Genomic DNA, 17,270 nt, shown 5'->3' with positions numbered 1-17,270 from the left:
ATTCAGCTAGCGCAGCCGGCGGTCCTAGAAGAACCGGGGATCGCTGAAGGCGCCACGAGCCAGCAGGAAGATGTACAGGTCGGTGACGACCAGCCAGACCAGCGACACCCAGGCCAGCTCCATGTGCTTGGCGTTGAGCACCGAGACCTTGCCCCAGGCCCAGTACCTGATCGGGTGCTTGGAGAAGTGCTTCAACCGCCCGCCGACGATGTGCCGGCACGAGTGGCAGGACAGCGTGTACGCCCAGATCAGCGCCGCGTTGATCAGCAGCACCACGGTGCCCAGGCCCATGTGGCCCCAGTTGCCCTGCTGGTCGCGGAACCCGAGGATCGCGTCGAAGGTCAGAATGACCGAGAACACCATCGCCGCGTACCAGAAGTAGCGGTGGATGTTCTGCAGGATCAGCGGAAAGCGGGTCTCGCCGGTGTACTTGGCGTGCGGCTCAGCCACCGCGCAGGCCGGCGGTGACAGCCAGAACGAGCGGTAGTAGGCCTTGCGGTAGTAGTAACAGGTCATCCGGAATCCGAGCGGGAAGATCAGGATGATGATGGCCGGCGACAGCGGGAACCAGGACCCGATCGGCGTGCCGAAGTCGCTGGAGCCGGGCACGCACTCGGTGCTCAGGCAGGGCGAGTACAGCGGTGACAGGTAGGGCTTGGAGTAGTAGTCACCGTTCTGGAACGCCCGCAGCGTCGCGTAGATCGCGAACAGCCCGAGCACCAGGGCGGTCACCAGTTGGGGCATCCACCAGCGGTCGGTGCGCAGCGTGCGGGCGCCGATGCGGGCTCGGCCAGGGGCGTTGACGCCGGTGCCGGTTGCCCGGTCGGTCGGATCTGCCTTCGTCATCGTGAGGTTCCACGGTGGCCGCCGAGGCCCTCGTCCTCGGCGTCCTCGGCCCACATCGAGGTGTCGTGAGGTTCGTCGGTCAGCTGGTGCATCTCGATGGGGTTCCTCCCAGGCCAGTCGGCGGCAGCGAGCTGACGTCGTGGACGTCTGACTCGAGCCGTTCGAGATCGTTGCGAAGCCGCATCACGGTCGGAACATCACCGTACTTGCCGCGCAGAGACGTGACCGCCGTGCGGAGATCCCGCACCGCGCGGTTCAGCGTTCTGAGCTCGACAGAGACCGGCATAACGCCTTCCATTCGACGGCAAAATCGTATGACGTTGACATAGCGCCGAGGCTGAGTATGTCCAACTTCACATCACCAGCCAAGCACGCCACCCGACCCGCGCCGAGGTCGGGGACGACCGTTGCGCAAGCCTGCCACGGACGCCGAGATGTAGGCCGCAGCCGCGACGGTTACCGTCAATTCCTATGAGCTCGCCAACCGGGATCGGATCGGACTGCCGGACCACCCTGATCTGGGGGCAGGGCTACCTGGGATATGACTTCGGCGAGCACCCGCTGGCGCCGGTCCGGCTGGACCTGACGATGTCACTGGCCCGCAGCCTGGGCGTGCTGGACCGGCTGACGGTGCTGGAACCGGCTCCGGCCGAGGAGTCCGAGCTGCTGACGGTGCACGGCGCCGGCTACCTTGCCGCGGTCCGTGCCGCCGGCGATGACCCGGGCTACCAGGGCTTCGGCCTCGGCAGCTCGGACAACCCGGTTTTCCCGGGCATGTTCGAGGCTGCCGCGCTGATCGCCGGCGGCTCCCGGCTGGCGGCGTTGCAGGTGTGGAGCGGCGCCGCCCGGCACGCGATGAACATCGCCGGCGGCCTGCACCACGCGATGCGCGACTCGGCCGCCGGTTTCTGCGTCTTCAACGACGTGGTGCTGGCGATCCGGACGCTGCTGGCCGCAGGCGCCCGACGGGTGGCCTATGTCGACATCGACGTCCATCACGGCGACGGCGTCGAGGCGGCCTTCTACGACGACCCGCGGGTGCTGACCATCTCGATGCACCAGGATCCCCGCACCCTGTACCCGGGAACCGGGGTGGCCACTGACGTCGGTAGCGGCCCGGGTGAGGGCACCGCGGTCAACCTGGCCCTGCCGCCGGGCACGTCCGACGACGGTTGGCTGCGGGCCTTTCAGGCGGTGGTGCCGGGGGCGGTGACGGCCTTCGGCCCGGACGTGCTGGTGACCCAGTGCGGTTGCGACACCCATCACGAGGACCCGCTGGCCGACCTGGCGCTGACCATCGAGGGCCAGCGGGCCGCCTACGCGGCGCTGCACCGGCTCGCGCACCAGGTCGCCGATGGCCGGTGGCTGGCCATGGGAGGCGGCGGCTACGGGGTGCTGCGCTGCGTGCCACGTACCTGGACCCACCTGCTGGCCGAGATGACCGGCCACCCGATCGACCCCCGGACCGAGATCCCGCAGTCCTGGTCGGAGCGACTGCGCCGCCGCGGGGTGACCGCCGCGCTGCCCCAGCTGATGGGTGAGGGCCGCGAGCCGCAACCGCAGCCGTGGGCCCCGGGCGGTGAGACCTGGCTGGACCGCTCGATCTGGGCCACCCGCCACGCCAGCTTCCCGCTGCTGGGCCTGGATCCGGAGGATCCCCGTGACTGATCCGGAGGATCCCCGTGACTGACCCGGAGGATCCCCGTGACTGACCCGCCGCGTCGGGTGACCGACTCGCAGGGCCGGGTGACCGAGTGGGGCGACTACCCGCCGGCCTGGGAAGCCGACGTGGTGGTCGCCGACGGCGGCACCTTGCACCTGCGCCCGCTGACTCCCGCGGATGCCGAGGCGCTGGTGGCCTTTCACGCCGGGCTGTCGATTCGCACCCGCTATCTGCGCTACTTCTCGGCCTATCCCACGATCCCGCGACGGGACCTGATCCGGTTCACCCACGTCGACCACGTCGACCGGGTGGCGCTGGCGGCCTGGCTCGGCCGTGAGGTCGTCGCTGTCGGGCGTTTCGACCGGCTGCCGGGTGCTGACCCGGCCACGCCCGGCCAGCGCGCCGAGGTCGCGTTCGTGGTCGCCGATGCCCATCAGGGCCGGGGGATCGGCTCGGTGCTGCTGGAACATCTGGCCGAGATCGCCCGCGAGCTGGGCATCACCCGGTTCGAGGCGCTGGTGCTGGCCGAGAACACCGCCATGATGCGGGTGTTCCTCGACGCCGGGTACCAGCCGTCCCGCCACCTCGAGGGCAACGAGGTGACCCTCGAGTTCGACATCGCCGCCACCGAGTTGACCGAGAAGGTGATTCGCGAGCGCGAGCTGCGGGCCGATGCCAGCTCGGTCCGCCGGCTGCTGTACCCGCGCTCGGTGGCGGTGATCGGGGCCAGTGCCGACCCGGCCAAGATCGGCCATCTGGTGGTGCGCAACCTGCAGCGTTCGGGCTTCACCGGACCGATCTATCCGGTGAATCCAGCGGCACGTTCGGTCAGTTCGACCCTGGCCTACCCCAGCATCGCCGACGTTCCGGGCGAGGTGGATCTGGCGGTGCTGGCCATTCCGGCCGCTGAGGTGGGCGAGGTGGTGAGGCAGTGCGGCGCCCGCGGGGTGCGCGGGCTGGTGGTGATGTCTGCCGGTTTCGGCGAGTCCGGCACGGATGAGGCCCGCGCCGACGGCGCCCGGGCGCAACGCGAACTGGTGTCCGAGGCCCGCGCGCACGGCATGCGGGTCGTCGGGCCGAACTGCCTGGGACTGCTCAACACCGATTCGAGGGTGGCGCTGAACGCGTCGTTGGCGCCGGTCGCGCCGCTACCCGGCCGGGTCGGTTTCTTCTGCCAGTCCGGGGCTCTGGGAGTCGCGGTGCTCGGCGAGGCGGCGCGGCGCGGGCTGGGGGTCTCGAGCTTCGTCTCGGCGGGCAACCGGGCCGACGTGTCGGGCAACGACCTGCTGCAGTACTGGGAAGCCGACCCGGCGACCGAGATCGCCCTGCTGTACCTGGAAAGCTTCGGCAACCCTCGCAAGTTCGCCAGGATCGCTCGCCGGTTCGCGCGGCACAAGCCCATCGTGGCCGTCAAAAGCGGTCGCGGCTCCATGGTCGCAGGCCTTCAGCACACCTCGGTAGAGGTGCCCGAAGCCAGCGTCCAGGCGTTGTTCGAGGCATCGGGGGTGATCCGCACCGAGACCTTGGCCGAGCTCTTCGACGTCGCCCTGCTGCTGGTCACCCAACCGCTGCCCGAAGGAAACAGGGTTGCCGTGGTGGGCCATTCCACCGCGCTGGGGGTGCTGGTGCTCGACGCGCTGGCCACCGCCGGGATGGGCCTGGCCCGGTTGGTCGACGTCGGCGTCGACGCCAGCGCCGCTGACTTCGGGATCGCGTTGCGGGAAGCGCTTGCGGCGCCGGATGTCGACGCGGTGGTCACCATCTTCGTCCCGCCGGTGCACCGGGGCCAGGAGATCGCGGTGGCCGAGGAGATGCGCAACGCCGTTGCCGGGCAGCAGAAACCGGTGCTGTCGACCTTTCTGGGCTTTGACGGTGTGCTGACGGCGCTGGCGGCTCCCGGCCCGCTGGCGCCGATGCGCGGTTCGATCCCGTCCTACTCATCGCCTGAGCGCGCTGTCACCGCCCTGGCGCACGTGACGCGTTATGCCCGCTGGCGCGGGCGTGACGCCGGCCCGCCGCCGGAACTCGCCGAGGTGGACGCCGTCGCGGCCCGCGAGTTCGTCGCCCGGTTGTTGGCAGCCGAGCCGGCCGGACGGTGGTTGGAGCCGGCCGAGGCCCGGACATTGCTTGGCGCCTATGGCATCGACGTGGTTGCCGCCGAGCCGGCCGACAGCGTCGCGGCCGCGGTGCGAGCGGCTGAGCGGCTCGGCTGGCCGGTCGCGCTGAAGGCGCCGGGCGCGGTCCGGTTGCACCTGCGCGGCCCTTCTGACATCGACGAGGCATGGCTTTCACTCGGTCTTGCCGAGCATGCCGAGGTGATCGTGCAGCGGATGGCGTCCCGGGGCGTCGACACGGTGCTGCGAGTGCACGACGACCGGTCCTTCGGATCGCTGATGTCCTTCGGAGTCGGCGGGCTGGCCACCGACCTGCTCAATGACCGGGCCTATGCCGTCGTGCCGCTGACCCCTCTCGATGCCGCCGATTTGATCAGGGGCCCCAAGGCGTTTCCGCTGCTGACCGGTTACGGGGGCGGCGAACCGGCTGACATCCCGGCCCTGACCGAGGTGGCGTTGCGGCTTTCCCGGCTGGCTGATGAGCTACCCGAAGTGGTCGAGTGCGCGCTGGAGCCGATGGTCGCGGCCGCCGCCGGCGCGCACGTGCTCGTCGCCCGGGTGCGGATCGCCCCGCCGATCACGCGAAACGACGTCGGCGCCCGCCGGTTGCGCGGTCTGTGATCAGGGCGTCGGATCGCTTGTCGGACCCAGTCGCAGCCACATTCGCTGGTGCGGTCCCAGGTCGGTGTCGAACACTGTTTGGAAAGTTGTCCAACCATGGCGGCGATAAAAACCGACCGCTGTCTCGCGGGCCAGGCACCACAGAACGGTGGCCCCGTCGGCGATGGCGATTCGGCTCGCCTCACGCACGATGGCGGTACCCGCACCGGTGCCCCGCCGCTGTGGATCGGTGGCCATCCCGCGCAGCCGCCAGGCGTGCTCACCGGGTAGCCAGGGACACGGTTCGGGAAAGATCAGGCAAGCGCTGAGAAGCTCTTCTCCGTCATAGGCGCCAAGGTGCACGACCCCGGGTTGGTCCTCACCGGGCATCTCCGCACCCTGTGACCAGCCCGGCCGCAGCACCGATCGGCGCAACTCACTGCTTTCAGTGGCCTGAATCCGCCGAACCGACAAAGATGTTTTCACCAGGTCAGGTTAGCTGTCAGGCGATGAATATGCCTATTCCACATGGTAAATCGCCGCTGAGCGTAGCAGGGGCCGTCGAGGGCCGGAAAAGACTCGCGAGAACGAATCGAGCCAAGATTTCACATTGATGATCAATTGGTGTCACACTTTCCGCTGGAATGACAACACATTGGGAGGGACGAGCTTGAACAAGACCCAATTCATCGACGCCGTCGCGGCTCGACTGAATGCAGACCACAAGTCCACCGCAGCCATTCTGGATGCGATCACCGACGAGGTCTATGCCAACGTCGTCAAGGGCGAGAAGGTGATCCTCACCGGTTTCGGCGCTTTCGAGAAGCGTGACCGGGCGGCCCGGATCGGGCGTAACCCGGCCACCGGGGCCAAGGTTCGGGTCAAGAAGACCTCGGTTCCAGCCTTCCGCCCGGGTACCGAATTCAAGGAGATCATCGCCGGTCGCCGCAAGGTGGCCAAGGCTCCGGCCAAGAAGGTCGCCGCCAAGGTCGCACCGGCCGTCAAGTCCGCCGCCAAGTCCGGCGCGGCCAAGGCGACTCCGGTGAAGCCGGCCAGGGCCACGGCGACCAAGGCGGGCGCCACTGTCAAGAGCACCGCTGCCAAGACCACCGCGGCCAAGTCCACGGCGGCCAAGTCCACGGCCAAGACCACCGCGGCCAAGACCCTGGCCACCAAGGCTCCGGCCAAGACCAGCGCGGCCAAGACGACCGCGGCCAAGACCCTGGCCACCAAGGCGCCGGCCAAGACCGCCGCCAAGTCCACGGCGGCCAAGTCCACGGCGACCAAGGCCGCTCCGGCCAAGACCAGCGCGGCCAAGACGACCGCGGCCAAGAGCACCGCTAAGGCCGCTCCGGCGAAGAAGACCACCGCCCGCAAGGCTCCGGCAAAGAACGCTCGCTGAAACGGTGGTGGCTCGGCGATGCCGAGACACCACGTTTCAACCGGCCCGGCGCCGTCCGTTGCGCGCCTTGAGATAGTCGGCCACTACGTACTCGCCGAGCGCGCCGGACTTCGGCAGGAAGACCCGTCCGCCGTTGCGGCGGCCCACTTCTTGCATGAAGTCGACCAGCCGGGGCTCGTCATCGAGCATGAAGATGTTGATGGTGGCGCCGCGCCTGGTGCAGCGCTGGACCTCGGCCACGGTCGCGGCGATGGTGTCACTCGACGGCGGCCAGCAGAAATCGGAGTAGCCGTCGGCGGCCAGGTGCGCGGTGGGCTCGCCGTCAGTGATCACCAGGATCACCGGCTCAGCCTCACGATGCTTGTCCAGGTGCCGGCGAGCCAGCATCAGCGCGTGCTGCAGGTTGGTGCCATAGACCCGCTCCCAGTCGTGATTGACCAGGTCGCGGGGGGTCATGGTGCGGGCGTAGTCAGAGAATCCGATGATCTCGATGGCGTCCTGCGGGTACTTCGTGCTGACCAGCGCGTGCAGAGCCAGGGCGGTGGTCTTGGCCTCGCCCCAGGTGCCGCGCAGCTCCATCGAGTACGACATGTCCACCAGCAACGCCACCGCGGCCGAGGATCGGCGCTCGGTCTCGACCACCTCGAAGTCCTCGGCGCTCAACCGCACCCGGCCCGGGCCCGAGCGCAGCACCGCGTTGCGCACGGTGCGCGCCACGTCCAGCGGTTGCTCGTCGCCGAAGCGCCATTCCCGGCTGGCCCCGGTTATCTCACCGGCAGCGCCGGCGTCGCGCACGTCGTGGTCACCGCGCCCACCTGACTCCAGCGCGGCGAACACCTTGCGCAGCGCGGTGCTACCGAGCCTGCGCAACGCCCGCGGGCTGAGTTCCAGGCCGCGGCCACCCTGTTCGAGGTAACCTTGCCGCTGCAGCTCACGCTCGATCCGGCGCAACTGGTCGAGATCCTCGACCGCCTGCTGACCCAGCGCTCGCTCCACCAGCTCCTCATCGATGTCGGCCAGGCTGGCGCCGGGGTAGTCCTGCCCGGCGAGTTCGGCCAGCTCGTCGAGGTCGGCCAGCTCGGCCAGTGCCTGGGTGCCGTCGGAGTAGCCGAGCTGCTGCTCGCCCGACATGCGCTCCGAGCCACCCCACGGCAGGTCCGGACGGGCCGCCCGCAGCGACTGCTGAAGCCGGCTGAGCTGGTCGCCGAGATCTGCCTGGCTCAGGGCCTGGTCCATCAGCGAGCTGAGTTCGGCGCGCTGCTGCGCGGTGAGGGAGTTCATCAGCCGCTCGGCGGCCGCTGCCCGCCGGGCGAGGGAATCGACGAGTTCGGCAAGGTTGGCCGGGTTGTCGGGGAAGAATTGCCCGTGCTTGGCCATGAACTCGGCGAAGTCGGCGTCGGTGTGCTCACCGCGGGCGTCGGCGTCCAGCAGCTCGTTGAGGTCGGCGAGCATCCGCCGAATCTGCTCCATGGCACGAGGGTCGGGATTGGCCAGGGCGTCGCGCAGCCCGGCGAACTGCGCGTCGAGCACCTCCGAGCGCAGCAGGTCTGAGATCTGCTGGTAGGCGGCTGCGGCCTCCGGCGAGCGCCACTGGTAGTCCGCCAGCTCCCGGACGGCACGGGAGGTGTCGGCGGGCAGCGCGTCCAACTCGCTCTCGGCCAGCCGCGCCGAGTCCGACGGGTCCGGGAACAACGCGGCGCGTTCGCTTTCCAGCGCCTGGTCCAGCAGCTGGCGCACCTTGTTCAGGGTGCCGTCCAACCGGCCGGAGTTACGCAGCTTCCGTGCCTGGTTGCGAGCCCGTTGGCGCAGCGCGTCCAGCCCGCTGCGGCCGTCCACCCCGGAGCGCATCAGCCGGCTCAGCGCCGTCCGCGGCGACATCCCGGCCAGGACGTCCTCGCCGATCTCGTCCAGCGCCTGGCGGATGTCATAGGGCGGTTCCAGCGGATCGGCGCCGCCGTGCCAGGCGCCGTAGCGGATGCTCATGGGGCGCTCACTCGATGCTCGCTCATGTCGGTTACTCGCTCATGCGCCGTACACGGTGCGGTTGCCGGCCGATTCCTTGGCCAGCCGCTTGTTCAGGTACAGCCCTTCCAGGGCGAATTCGACGGCCGCGGCGGCGATTCCGACGGTGGCCGGCCCTTCGTGCACACTGTCGGGCTCGAGCCGCTCAAGCAGCGCCGCCAGCCCGGGGATGGTGCCCAGCTGTTCCAGCAGCTTGTCCGCCGACACGGTGTCGCCGGACTCCACCAGCAGTCCGGAGTCGAACTTCTGCTGCAGCGGCCGCAGGTCCAGTCCGGCCAGCCTGGCCCGGCCGGTCTCGGCGATGGCCCTGCGCAGCAGGTGCTCCAGCACCTCGAACTCGCGTCCCTCGTCGGTGTCCTCGAACTCGACCTTGCCGCGGGAGGCCGGCACGATCGCCGGCAGGTCCGAGATCCGGGCGACCGCGACCGGTTCGCCGTTGATAGCCGCCCGCCGGACGGCTGAGGCGGCCACCGTCTCGACCGCGGCGATCGCGAACCGGGCCGAGACCCCGGAGCGCTGATCGACCTGCGGGGCGTCGCGGACGTTGCGGGCGAACCGGGCCACCACCTCCAGCAGGTGCGAGGGGACCAGCGGGGCGCCGTGGGAGGTGGCCTCGCCGCCGTGCTGGTCGCCGTCCTCCCAGAGCACCGCGGCTTCCTGGGCGATCAGCTGTAGCTCGTCGCCGAGGTCGATGGGGTAGTGGGTACGGATCTCGGCGCCGAAGCGGTCCTTGAGCGGGGTGATGATGCGGCCGCGGTTGGTGTAGTCCTCGGGGTTGGCGCTGGCGACCAGCAACAGGTCCAACGGCAGCCGCAACTGGTAGCCGCGCACCTGGATGTCACGCTCTTCGAGCACGTTGAGCATCGCGACCTGGATTCGCTCGGCCAGGTCGGGCAGCTCGTTCACCGCGAAGATGCCGCGGTTGGTGCGCGGCACCAGGCCGTAATGCACCGTCTCGGGGTCACCGAGCGAGCGGCCCTCGGCCACCTTGATCGGGTCGACGTCGCCGATCAGGTCACCGACCGAGGTGTCCGGGGTCGCCAGCTTCTCGCCGTAGCGCTCGCTGCGGTGCTTCCAGGTGACCGGCAGCTCGTCGCCGAGCGTGGCCGCCAGCCGGCGGGAGGCCGGGGTGATCGGGGCGTAGGGGTGCTCGTTGAGCTCCGAGCCGGCGATCACCGGCGTCCACTCGTCGAGCAGCCCGGTCAACGTCCGGATCAGCCGGGTCTTGCCCTGGCCGCGCTCGCCCAGCAGCACCAGGTCGTGGCCGGCCAGCAGCGCGCGCTCGACCTCGGGCACCACCGTGTCGTCGAAGCCCACGATCCCCGGCAGGCTCGGCAAGCCGGCCGCCAACCGGGCGATGAGGTTCTGCCGGATCTCGGCCTTGACGACCCGGTGCACGTGCCCGGAGGCGCGCAGCTCACCCAGGGTGGTGGTCTCCGGTGCTGTAGTCACCGTTCGACGCTACGTCGCCAACCAGGTTTCGGCTACGTCGGCCGCGCCCGGTTCCCGGTCGGCCGCGCCCGGTTCGCGGTCAGCCGCGGTAGGGCTTGGCGGTCAGCAGGGTCACCGTCAGCGTCTTGCCGGTGGGCGTGGAGTAGGACACCTCGTCGCCCTCCTTGGCGCCGGTCAGCGCCTGACCCAGCGGTGAGGCGGAGGAGTACACGTCCAGGTCGGTGGTGCCGGCCTCCTCGCGGGAGCCGATCAGGAACGTCTCGACCTCGTCGTCGCCGACGTCGCCGAACCGGACGGTGACCACCATGCCCGGGCCGGCGGTGCCTTCGCTGGTGGGCGCCTCGCCGACCTTGGCCTCGCGCAGCAACTTGGTGAGCTGCAGGATCCGGCCCTCCTGCTTGCCCTGTTCCTCACGAGCCGCGTGGTAGCCGCCGTTCTCCTTCAGATCGCCCTCTTCACGGCGGGCGTTGATCTCCTGGGCCATCGCCGGCCGGTTGGAGATCAGGTCCTGGAGCTCCTTCGACAGGCGGTCATAGGCTTCTTGGGTAAGCCAGCTGGTCGAGGAGGTATCGGTGCTCACGGTGTGACTCCCAAATGCTGCGCCGGCCAGAGTGGCGCCGGTCCAAGGTGCGGGCGGTTTTGCCTGAAGTTCTAGAACGTAACACCGGCGCCCGGGGTTCCGCGAAATCGACCGCCGACGCGCCAGCGCCCCCGCTCGGCGGCTCCCAGTGCTGCCCAACCCCCCGAGAGTGGGGGTCCTCAGGCTCATCGGGAACAATGGCAGGGTGCCCGATACTTCTGTTTACCGTGATCCTCCCGTGATACCAGGACCGTCAGCCACCGGGCCGAACTCAGCTGGCGACGCGGCCTCCGAGGCGGCCATTGCCGACTCGGGGGAGCAGCTACGGCTGATGTGCGTGCACGCGCACCCTGACGACGAGTCGAGCAAGGGCGCGGCCACCATGGCCCGCTACGTCGACGAAGGCGCCGGGGTGCTGGTGGTCAGCTGCACCGGCGGTGAGCGTGGCGACGTGCTCAACCCCGCGCTCAAGGGCCGCCCCGAGATCGAGGAGAACATCCGCGAGATCCGCCAGGCCGAGATGGCCCAAGCCCAGCGGGTGCTGGGCTTCCAGCATCACTGGCTGGGTTTCGTGGACTCCGGCCTGCCCGAAGGCGACCCCCTGCCCCCGCTGCCTGAGGGCTGCTTCGCCGTGGTGCCGCTGGAAGAACCCACCCGGGCGCTGGTCGAGGTCATCCGCCGGTTCCGGCCGCACGTGGTGACCACCTACAACGAGAACGGCGGCTACCCGCACCCCGACCACATCCGCTGCCATGAGATCTCGGTGGCGGCCTTCGAGGCGGCCGGTGACCCCGAGGCGTTCCCCGACGCCGGAGAGCCCTGGCAGCCGCTCAAGCTGTACTACGACGTCACGTTCACCCGCGAGCGGGTGGAGGCCTTCCACAACGCGCTGGTCGAGCGCGGCATCGAGTCGCCCTACCAGGAATGGCTGGCGAACTGGGAGGAGCGGGCGGCCAGCATGCGAGCGCCGAAGGTGACCACCAGCGTCTACTGCGCCGACCACTTCGACCGCCGGGACGCCGCGTTGCTGGCGCACGCCACCCAGGTCGATCCGCAGGGCTGGTTCTTCAAGGTGCCGCTGGACGTCCAGCGCGAGGTCTTTCCGTGGGAGCAGTTCGAGCTGGCCCGCTCGCTGGTGGACACCGAGATCCCGGAGGACGACCTGTTCGCCGGCATTCGGGAGAAGGCGCGCGTCACATGAGCCCCGGCACGGCGGTGCTGGCCGCCTCGGACACCGGCAAGGGCAGCCCGATCGGGCTGTTCGTGATGCTGCTGCTGATCGTCGCGGTGTACCTGCTGTACCGCTCGATGTCGAGCCGGCTCCGCCGGCTGCCGGAGCGGTTCCCCGGATACGGCGCCGGCACGGACGGCGGGGGCGCGAACGGGATGACCAACGCCGCTGCCAGCACGGGCTCTTCGAACGCCACTGGCAACGACACCGCAGGCCAGGACGTTCCGGCCGCATCGCCCTCGCCGAGCCCGTCCGACCAACCTGAGCCACCGCGGCCCGGGCGGCCTGCCTGACGGTTGTCGCGCTGGTCTCAGGCGGCGATGCGGATCAGTTTGAACCCACCCTGGTGATACGGCTTGATCTTGAGCGCGCCGTTCTGGGGCCCGGTCGCCAGGTCCACCATCCCCTCCGGGTCGGGCACGAGGTCCTGGACCGTCACGGTGAAGCCACCCAGTTGGGCGAGACCCTGGACCAGAGTGGCCGCCTGGCCGCTGCTGTTCTCGTTGTCGGTGAGGACGTAGGCCACACATCCCGGAGTCATGACGGCCCGCAGATCGTGGTGCAAGGTGTTGGCCGTATAGATCCAGGGCCCGGGGTGGATGATGAAGATGTCAGCGTTGCGAGCGGCGGGAGCCGCGTTCTGAAGCAGCTGGCGCACATTGCTGAAGTCCAGACCCTTCTTCTGCTTCAGGAACGTGGTCAGCTGGACGTTCAGCACCGGGTCGGCGCACACCACATCGGCGTACTGGTCGACCAGCTGCTGGATCAACTGCCAACTCTGCGGGTTGATGAGATCCATGCCGCCGGTCACGGCACGCCGGGGCACACCGGCAAGGCTCTGGTGCAGGTCGAACGGGCCGAGCTCGGCGTCCAGTCGTGCCACCAGATACGTCTGTTGGGGGTCGGTGAGGGAGTTCCACCACGGATAGTTCTGCAACTGCGCTTCGGTGGTGATGTTCGCCTGCACGGGGCCGGAGTTGTCAACCAGGGTGCGCCGGAGCGTCGGCTGGCCCGGCTCTACAGCGGGACGTCCCACCGCCAGCCCCGCGACCGGCGTCATCCTCATCACCGGCGCTTCTGCGCCGGAGTGCTCCACGTCCTCCTCGCTGTCCCGCGGCCGCAGCCGGGCGCGGGTGGACTGAACACTGTGCTGCCGCATCAACCAGCCCTTTCAACCCGAATCGGACGCGCGTGCAGCATCCCACGGGCGCCGAGGCGGTGTCTGGCGTTGTGGCAGAAATCGAGCGTCGGCGATCGGTAGACCTCTGCCCGGCTGGGCCGGGTCAGTCCTCGCGTCCCCGCACCCGGGCCCGGCCGGCCTTGATATGGCTCCGTTGTTTCTTGACGTCCAGCCGCCGTTGCTTGGCGCCGCGGGAGGGCCGGGTGGCTCGCCGGGGCGGCGGCGGGGGAATCAGCGCCTGGCTGAGGTAGGTCACCAGCCGGGCCCGCGCGGCGAGCCGGTTCTGCAGCTGAGAGCGATGCTCGGACGCGGTGATGGTCAGCACGCCGTCCACCAACCGGGGCGCCAGGTGTTCCAGGGCCCGGGACCGCTGCAACTCGGTCAGCGCGCTTGAACGCAGGACGTCATAGCGCAGCTCGACCTGGCTGTCGGTGGTGTTGACCCCCTGGCCACCTGGCCCGGACGAGCGCGAGAACCGCTCGGTCAGCTCGGTCGCGGGAACCGTCAGCCCGCCCGGCACGCCTCGGCCGGCCGGCACCACCAGGTCGCCCGAGGCTGCCACGTCGTCGTCGGGTTGTCGCTAGGCCGGCGCGGGCCGGGTCAGGGCTGCCGCTCCGGGCGTGACTGGACGTCGCGCATCCAGGCGGTGACCTCGTCAGGCTGGCGGGGCAGCCCGCCGGACAGGTTCACCGGAGCCCCGTCGGTGACCAGGATGTCGTCCTCGATCCGGATCCCGATGCCACGCCACTCGGCCGGCACGGTCAGGTCATTGGGCTGGAAGTACAGGCCGGGTTCGACGGTGAGGACGTAGCCGGCGCCGAGCGGGCCGTCCCGGTTGAGCTCTGCCCTGGCCTGGGCGCAGTCGTGCACGTCGATGCCGAGCATGTGGCTGACGGCGTGCAGCGTGTAGCGGCGGTGCAGGCCCGCGCCCGGCGCCTCGGGGTCGGCGGCGCACGAGACGTCCGCGGTCACCGGCAGCACCCCCCAGGAGTGCAGGTGATCGGCCAGCACCCACATCGCGGCCCGGTTGGCGGCGAGGAAGTCCGCTCCGGCCTTGACCTCGGCGATGCCGGCCTCCTGCGATTCGAGCACCGCGTTGTAGAGCTTGCGCTGGGTGTCGGTCCAGGCGCCGTTCACCGGCAGGGTGCGGGTCACGTCGGCGGTGAACAGCGAGTCGACCTCGACCCCCATGTCGGCCAGCAGCAACTGGCCCTCGGCCAGGTCGCCGTCGTTTCGCCACCAGTGCAGCGTGGTGGCGTGCTGGCCGGCGCCGACGATCGAGCTGTAACCGACCTCGTTGCCCTCGTACCGGGCTCGCCGCCAGAAGGTGCCCTCGAGCCAGCGCTCGCCGCGACGCCCGCCGCGGGCCAGCACGCCGGGCAACTCGGCCGCCACGTCGGCGAAACCGCGCGCGGTCGCGTCGCAGGCGGCCTGCAGCTGGCTGATCTCCCAGTCGTCCTTGACGAGCCGGAGCTCGTCGATGACCTCGTGGAGCCGGCCCAGCTCGGCAGTGGGCAGCAGCGCGTCCACGCTCGGGTCGACCCCGCGCGGAGCCAGCACCGGCCGGCCGCGGTGGACCTGCAGGTCGCGGGCCAGCTCGGACAGCGGCCGGGTCGAGACGCCGAGCACCGTGGCGGTGTCGGTGACCGTGGGCACGTTGCCCACCCAGAGCGCGCCGTAGAACCGGTTGGTGAAGTAACCCGGCTGGCCAGGGCCCTCGTACTCGCGCAGGTACAGCACCGCGGTGTGGCCGGAGTCCGGGCCGGCGCCGGCCGGGGCGAGCACCAGCACTGCCCCCTCGATCGTCTCGCCGGTCAACCAGGTGAAGCCCGACCAGGCCCGAAAGCTGTAATGGGTGTCATAGGCCCGGACCTTGGGCACTCCGGCGGGGACGACCACCAGCTGGCCGCCGAACGCCGCCGACAGTGCCGCCCGGTTGCGGGCGAAGGTGGCCGCGCCTGCCGACGGCGTGCCGGTCGGGCTGGCGGGGTGCGGCATCAACGGCGCCGGGTCCCAGTTCTCGGCCATCGTCTTGGCCAGCTCGGCCGACAGCGGGATGTCGTGGGAGCTGGAGCCCTCGATCGCGTCAGCGGCGGTCTCGGGAGTGGGCTCAGCGGCCGACCCGGCGGTCTCGGAAGGCGCCGACGATGAAGTCTCAACGGTCATGGCTGTGAGTCTAGGCCCGGACGAGCAATCACGGCCGACGGTGTTTCCTCCGTGCGACTAGCGTATGGCCATGCCCGCCGAACTGAATCCCACGACCATCCGGACCGCTCCCAAGGTGCTGCTGCACGACCACCTCGACGGCGGGCTGCGACCGCAGACCATCATCGACCTGGCCGCCGGGATCGGTTACCAGAAGTTGCCCAGCATGGATGCCGAGGTGCTGGGCCAGTGGTTCATCGAGTCGGCCAACTCGGGTTCGCTGGTGCGTTACCTGGAGACCTTCGACCACACCGTCGCGGTCATGCAGACCCGTGAGGGCCTGCACCGGGTCGCCAGCGAGTGCGCGCAGGACCTGGCCGAGGACGGCGTGGTCTACGCCGAGGTCAGGTGGGCCCCGGAGCAGCACGTCACCGACGGCCTCAACCTGGACGAGGTGATGGACGCGACCCTGGAGGGGTTCGCGCACGGCATGCAGGCCGCCTCGGAGAAGGGCCAGTACATCAGGATCGGCTCGCTGGTGACCGCGATGCGCCACGCGGCCCGCTCGCGCGAGATCGCCGAGCTGGCGGTGGCCTACCGGGACCGGGGCGTGGTGGGCTTCGACATCGCCGGCGCCGAGGCAGGGTTTCCGCCCACCCGGCACCTGGACGCCTTCGAGTACCTGCGGCGGGAGAACTTCCACTTCACCATCCACGCCGGTGAGGCGTTCGGCCTGCCCTCGATCTGGGAGGCCATCCAGTGGTGCGGCGCAGACCGGCTCGGGCACGGCGTCCGGATCATCGACGACATCAAGTCGACCGGGTCGAGCCTGGAGCAGCAGGTCACCTCGGCCGAGATGGGCCGGCTGGCCCAGTACGTCCGGGACAAGCGGATCCCGCTGGAGATGTGCCCGTCCTCCAACCTGCAGACCGGGGCGGTGTCCTCGATCGAGGAGCACCCGATCGGGCTGCTGCGACGGCTGCACTTCCGGGTCACGGTGAACACCGACAACCGGTTGATGAGCGGCACCTCGATGACCCGCGAGATGACCCTGCTGGCCGAGGCCTTCGGCTACACCTGGTCGGACCTGCAGTGGCTGACGGTCAACGCCATGAAGAGCTCCTTCATCCCGTTCGACGAGCGGCTGGCGATCATCAACGGCACCATCAAGCCCGGCTACGCCGCGCTCAGCATCTGATCAGGCTCAGGACTCAGCGGCTCGGCTTCAGTCCAGCGGGTAGCTCAGCGCTGGCAGCGCCGCCTGCAGCTCGGCCGCGAAGGCCAGCAACCGCTCGTCCTCGCCGTGCCGGCCGAGCACGCTGACGCCGACCGGCAGCCCGCCCACCACGCCGGCCGGCAGGCTTACCGACGGAGCTCCGGTCACCGCGCACAGCGAGGACGTCAGGATTCCGTGGTCCTCCTGCGCGCCGTAGGCGATCGGCCAGGCCGGGGAGTTGGTGGGCGCGAGGGCGAACTCGCAGTTCCCGAGCACGTCGGCCAGTCCCTGCGCGCTGGCCTCGTCAGCCGTTCGCCGGAACCGCTGGTAGTCCTCGGACTCCACGCCGCCGGCCAGCTCCGCGCAGAACTGGAAGATCTCGTCGGAGAACAGGGACAGCTCCTTCTCATCAGCCCGGTTGAAGGCCAGCAGCCCGGGCCAGTCGCGCGGGTGCGGACCGGGACGGCCGCGCAGGTAGGCCGGCAACTCCACCGAGAACTCCGCCAGCAGCGCCTGGAACTCGGCGTCCTCGAACGGGCCGGACATCGCCGCCCGGGTCTCGCTCAGCTGGCAGCCGGCGCCGGCCAGCAGGTCGGCCACCGCTGCGAACACCGCCGCGACGTCCCCGGTCATCGCCTCCGGGCGCCAGAGCGCCAGCCGGCGTCCGGCCAGGCCGCCTGACGCGCTGGAGCTGCCGCTTGAAGCGCTGGAGCTGCCGCTTGACGCGCCGGGGCTGCCGCCTGACGCCTCGGGGCTGCGGTCGGGCCCTTCGACGCTGCCAGCGGGTGAGCCGCCGGCCAGCACCGTGAACAACCGGGC

General features: G+C 70.0%; 15 protein-coding genes. 6 read left to right on the top strand and 9 right to left on the bottom strand.

The window, feature by feature from the left end; all coding sequences use genetic code 11:
* Positions 1–24: 24 nt before the first annotated feature.
* Positions 25–846 carry a hypothetical protein gene (locus VF557_12335; protein ID HEX8080992.1) on the bottom strand — a complete coding sequence of 274 codons (822 nt, stop codon included), beginning with the start codon at positions 844–846 and terminating at the stop codon, positions 25–27.
* Between the two features lie 471 nt (positions 847–1,317).
* Between VF557_12335 and VF557_12330 the strand changes: the two genes are divergently transcribed.
* Together VF557_12330 and VF557_12325 are read left to right on the top strand one after the other, a co-directional pair.
* Entirely contained in the window at positions 1,318–2,514 is a 1,197-nt protein-coding gene (locus VF557_12330; protein ID HEX8080991.1) for an acetoin utilization protein AcuC, read from the top strand.
* Between the two features lie 36 nt (positions 2,515–2,550).
* Positions 2,551–5,244, top strand: a complete 2,694-nt coding sequence (locus tag VF557_12325) for a GNAT family N-acetyltransferase (protein HEX8080990.1) — start codon at positions 2,551–2,553, stop codon at positions 5,242–5,244.
* Here VF557_12325 and VF557_12320 read toward each other — a convergent pair whose 3' ends face one another.
* Entirely contained in the window at positions 5,245–5,613 is a 369-nt protein-coding gene (locus VF557_12320; protein HEX8080989.1) for a GNAT family N-acetyltransferase, read from the bottom strand. It abuts the gene before it with no gap.
* A gap of 280 nt (positions 5,614–5,893) precedes the next feature.
* On the opposite strand from VF557_12320, the gene VF557_12315 reads away from it, so the two are divergent.
* Positions 5,894–6,625, top strand: coding sequence for an HU family DNA-binding protein (locus VF557_12315; GenBank protein HEX8080988.1), 732 nt, complete (start codon positions 5,894–5,896; stop codon positions 6,623–6,625).
* Between the two features lie 36 nt (positions 6,626–6,661).
* On the opposite strand, the gene VF557_12310 is transcribed toward VF557_12315, so the two are convergent.
* The 3 genes from VF557_12310 to greA form a co-directional block, all read right to left on the bottom strand.
* Positions 6,662–8,608 carry a VWA domain-containing protein gene (locus VF557_12310; GenBank protein HEX8080987.1) on the bottom strand — a complete coding sequence of 649 codons (1,947 nt, stop codon included), beginning with the start codon at positions 8,606–8,608 and terminating at the stop codon, positions 6,662–6,664.
* A gap of 39 nt (positions 8,609–8,647) precedes the next feature.
* Positions 8,648–10,099: a magnesium chelatase gene (locus tag VF557_12305; GenBank protein HEX8080986.1), complete on the bottom strand. Its 1,452-nt coding sequence runs from the start codon at positions 10,097–10,099 to the stop codon at positions 8,648–8,650.
* Positions 10,100–10,178: 79 nt separating this feature from the next.
* Positions 10,179–10,679, bottom strand: coding sequence for a transcription elongation factor GreA (greA, locus tag VF557_12300; GenBank protein ID HEX8080985.1), 501 nt, complete (start codon positions 10,677–10,679; stop codon positions 10,179–10,181).
* A 238-nt stretch (positions 10,680–10,917) separates the two neighbouring features.
* On the opposite strand from greA, the gene mca reads away from it, so the two are divergent.
* Together mca and VF557_12290 are read left to right on the top strand one after the other, a co-directional pair.
* Complete coding sequence (gene mca, locus VF557_12295; protein HEX8080984.1) at positions 10,918–11,880, top strand: mycothiol conjugate amidase Mca; 963 nt, start codon at positions 10,918–10,920, stop codon at positions 11,878–11,880.
* Complete coding sequence (locus VF557_12290; protein HEX8080983.1) at positions 11,877–12,203, top strand: hypothetical protein; 327 nt, start codon at positions 11,877–11,879, stop codon at positions 12,201–12,203. The genes mca and VF557_12290 overlap by 4 nt, the downstream gene beginning before the upstream one ends.
* Before the next feature lie 17 nt (positions 12,204–12,220).
* On the opposite strand, the gene VF557_12285 is transcribed toward VF557_12290, so the two are convergent.
* From VF557_12285 to VF557_12275, 3 genes are all read right to left on the bottom strand, one after another.
* On the bottom strand, positions 12,221–13,069 hold the full coding sequence (locus VF557_12285) for a hypothetical protein (GenBank protein ID HEX8080982.1): 849 nt from the start codon (positions 13,067–13,069) through the stop codon (positions 12,221–12,223).
* A 124-nt stretch (positions 13,070–13,193) separates the two neighbouring features.
* Positions 13,194–13,652: an alternative ribosome rescue aminoacyl-tRNA hydrolase ArfB gene (arfB, locus tag VF557_12280; protein HEX8080981.1), complete on the bottom strand. Its 459-nt coding sequence runs from the start codon at positions 13,650–13,652 to the stop codon at positions 13,194–13,196.
* Positions 13,653–13,690: 38 nt separating this feature from the next.
* Positions 13,691–15,256, bottom strand: coding sequence for an aminopeptidase P family protein (locus VF557_12275; protein HEX8080980.1), 1,566 nt, complete (start codon positions 15,254–15,256; stop codon positions 13,691–13,693).
* Between the two features lie 70 nt (positions 15,257–15,326).
* Here VF557_12275 and VF557_12270 point away from each other — a divergent pair, with 70 nt between their 5' ends.
* Positions 15,327–16,433, top strand: a complete 1,107-nt coding sequence (locus VF557_12270; protein ID HEX8080979.1) for an adenosine deaminase — start codon at positions 15,327–15,329, stop codon at positions 16,431–16,433.
* 27 nt (positions 16,434–16,460) lie between these two features.
* Here the strand turns inward: VF557_12270 and VF557_12265 are convergent.
* The coding region (locus VF557_12265; protein ID HEX8080978.1) for an amidase family protein at positions 16,461–17,270 on the bottom strand (810 nt) is incomplete at its 5' end.

Source organism: Jatrophihabitans sp., from assembly GCA_036389035.1.
Taxonomy (GTDB): domain Bacteria; phylum Actinomycetota; class Actinomycetes; order Mycobacteriales; family Jatrophihabitantaceae; genus Jatrophihabitans_A.
The sequence above is the reverse complement of the archived record's forward strand: the minus strand, read 5'-3'. Positions and strand labels throughout refer to the sequence as shown.

Coding starts and splice junctions, on each gene's coding strand:
- VF557_12320 (HEX8080989.1), bottom strand. CDS start 5,613: ATGCCCGGTGAGGACCAACCCGGGGTCGTGCACCTTGGCGCCTATGAC.
- VF557_12270 (HEX8080979.1), top strand. CDS start 15,327: ATGCCCGCCGAACTGAATCCCACGACCATCCGGACCGCTCCCAAGGTG.
- VF557_12310 (HEX8080987.1), bottom strand. CDS start 8,608: ATGAGCATCCGCTACGGCGCCTGGCACGGCGGCGCCGATCCGCTGGAA.
- VF557_12330 (HEX8080991.1), top strand. CDS start 1,318: ATGAGCTCGCCAACCGGGATCGGATCGGACTGCCGGACCACCCTGATC.
- VF557_12290 (HEX8080983.1), top strand. CDS start 11,877: ATGAGCCCCGGCACGGCGGTGCTGGCCGCCTCGGACACCGGCAAGGGC.
- VF557_12335 (HEX8080992.1), bottom strand. CDS start 846: ATGACGAAGGCAGATCCGACCGACCGGGCAACCGGCACCGGCGTCAAC.
- VF557_12285 (HEX8080982.1), bottom strand. CDS start 13,069: ATGCGGCAGCACAGTGTTCAGTCCACCCGCGCCCGGCTGCGGCCGCGG.
- VF557_12275 (HEX8080980.1), bottom strand. CDS start 15,256: ATGACCGTTGAGACTTCATCGTCGGCGCCTTCCGAGACCGCCGGGTCG.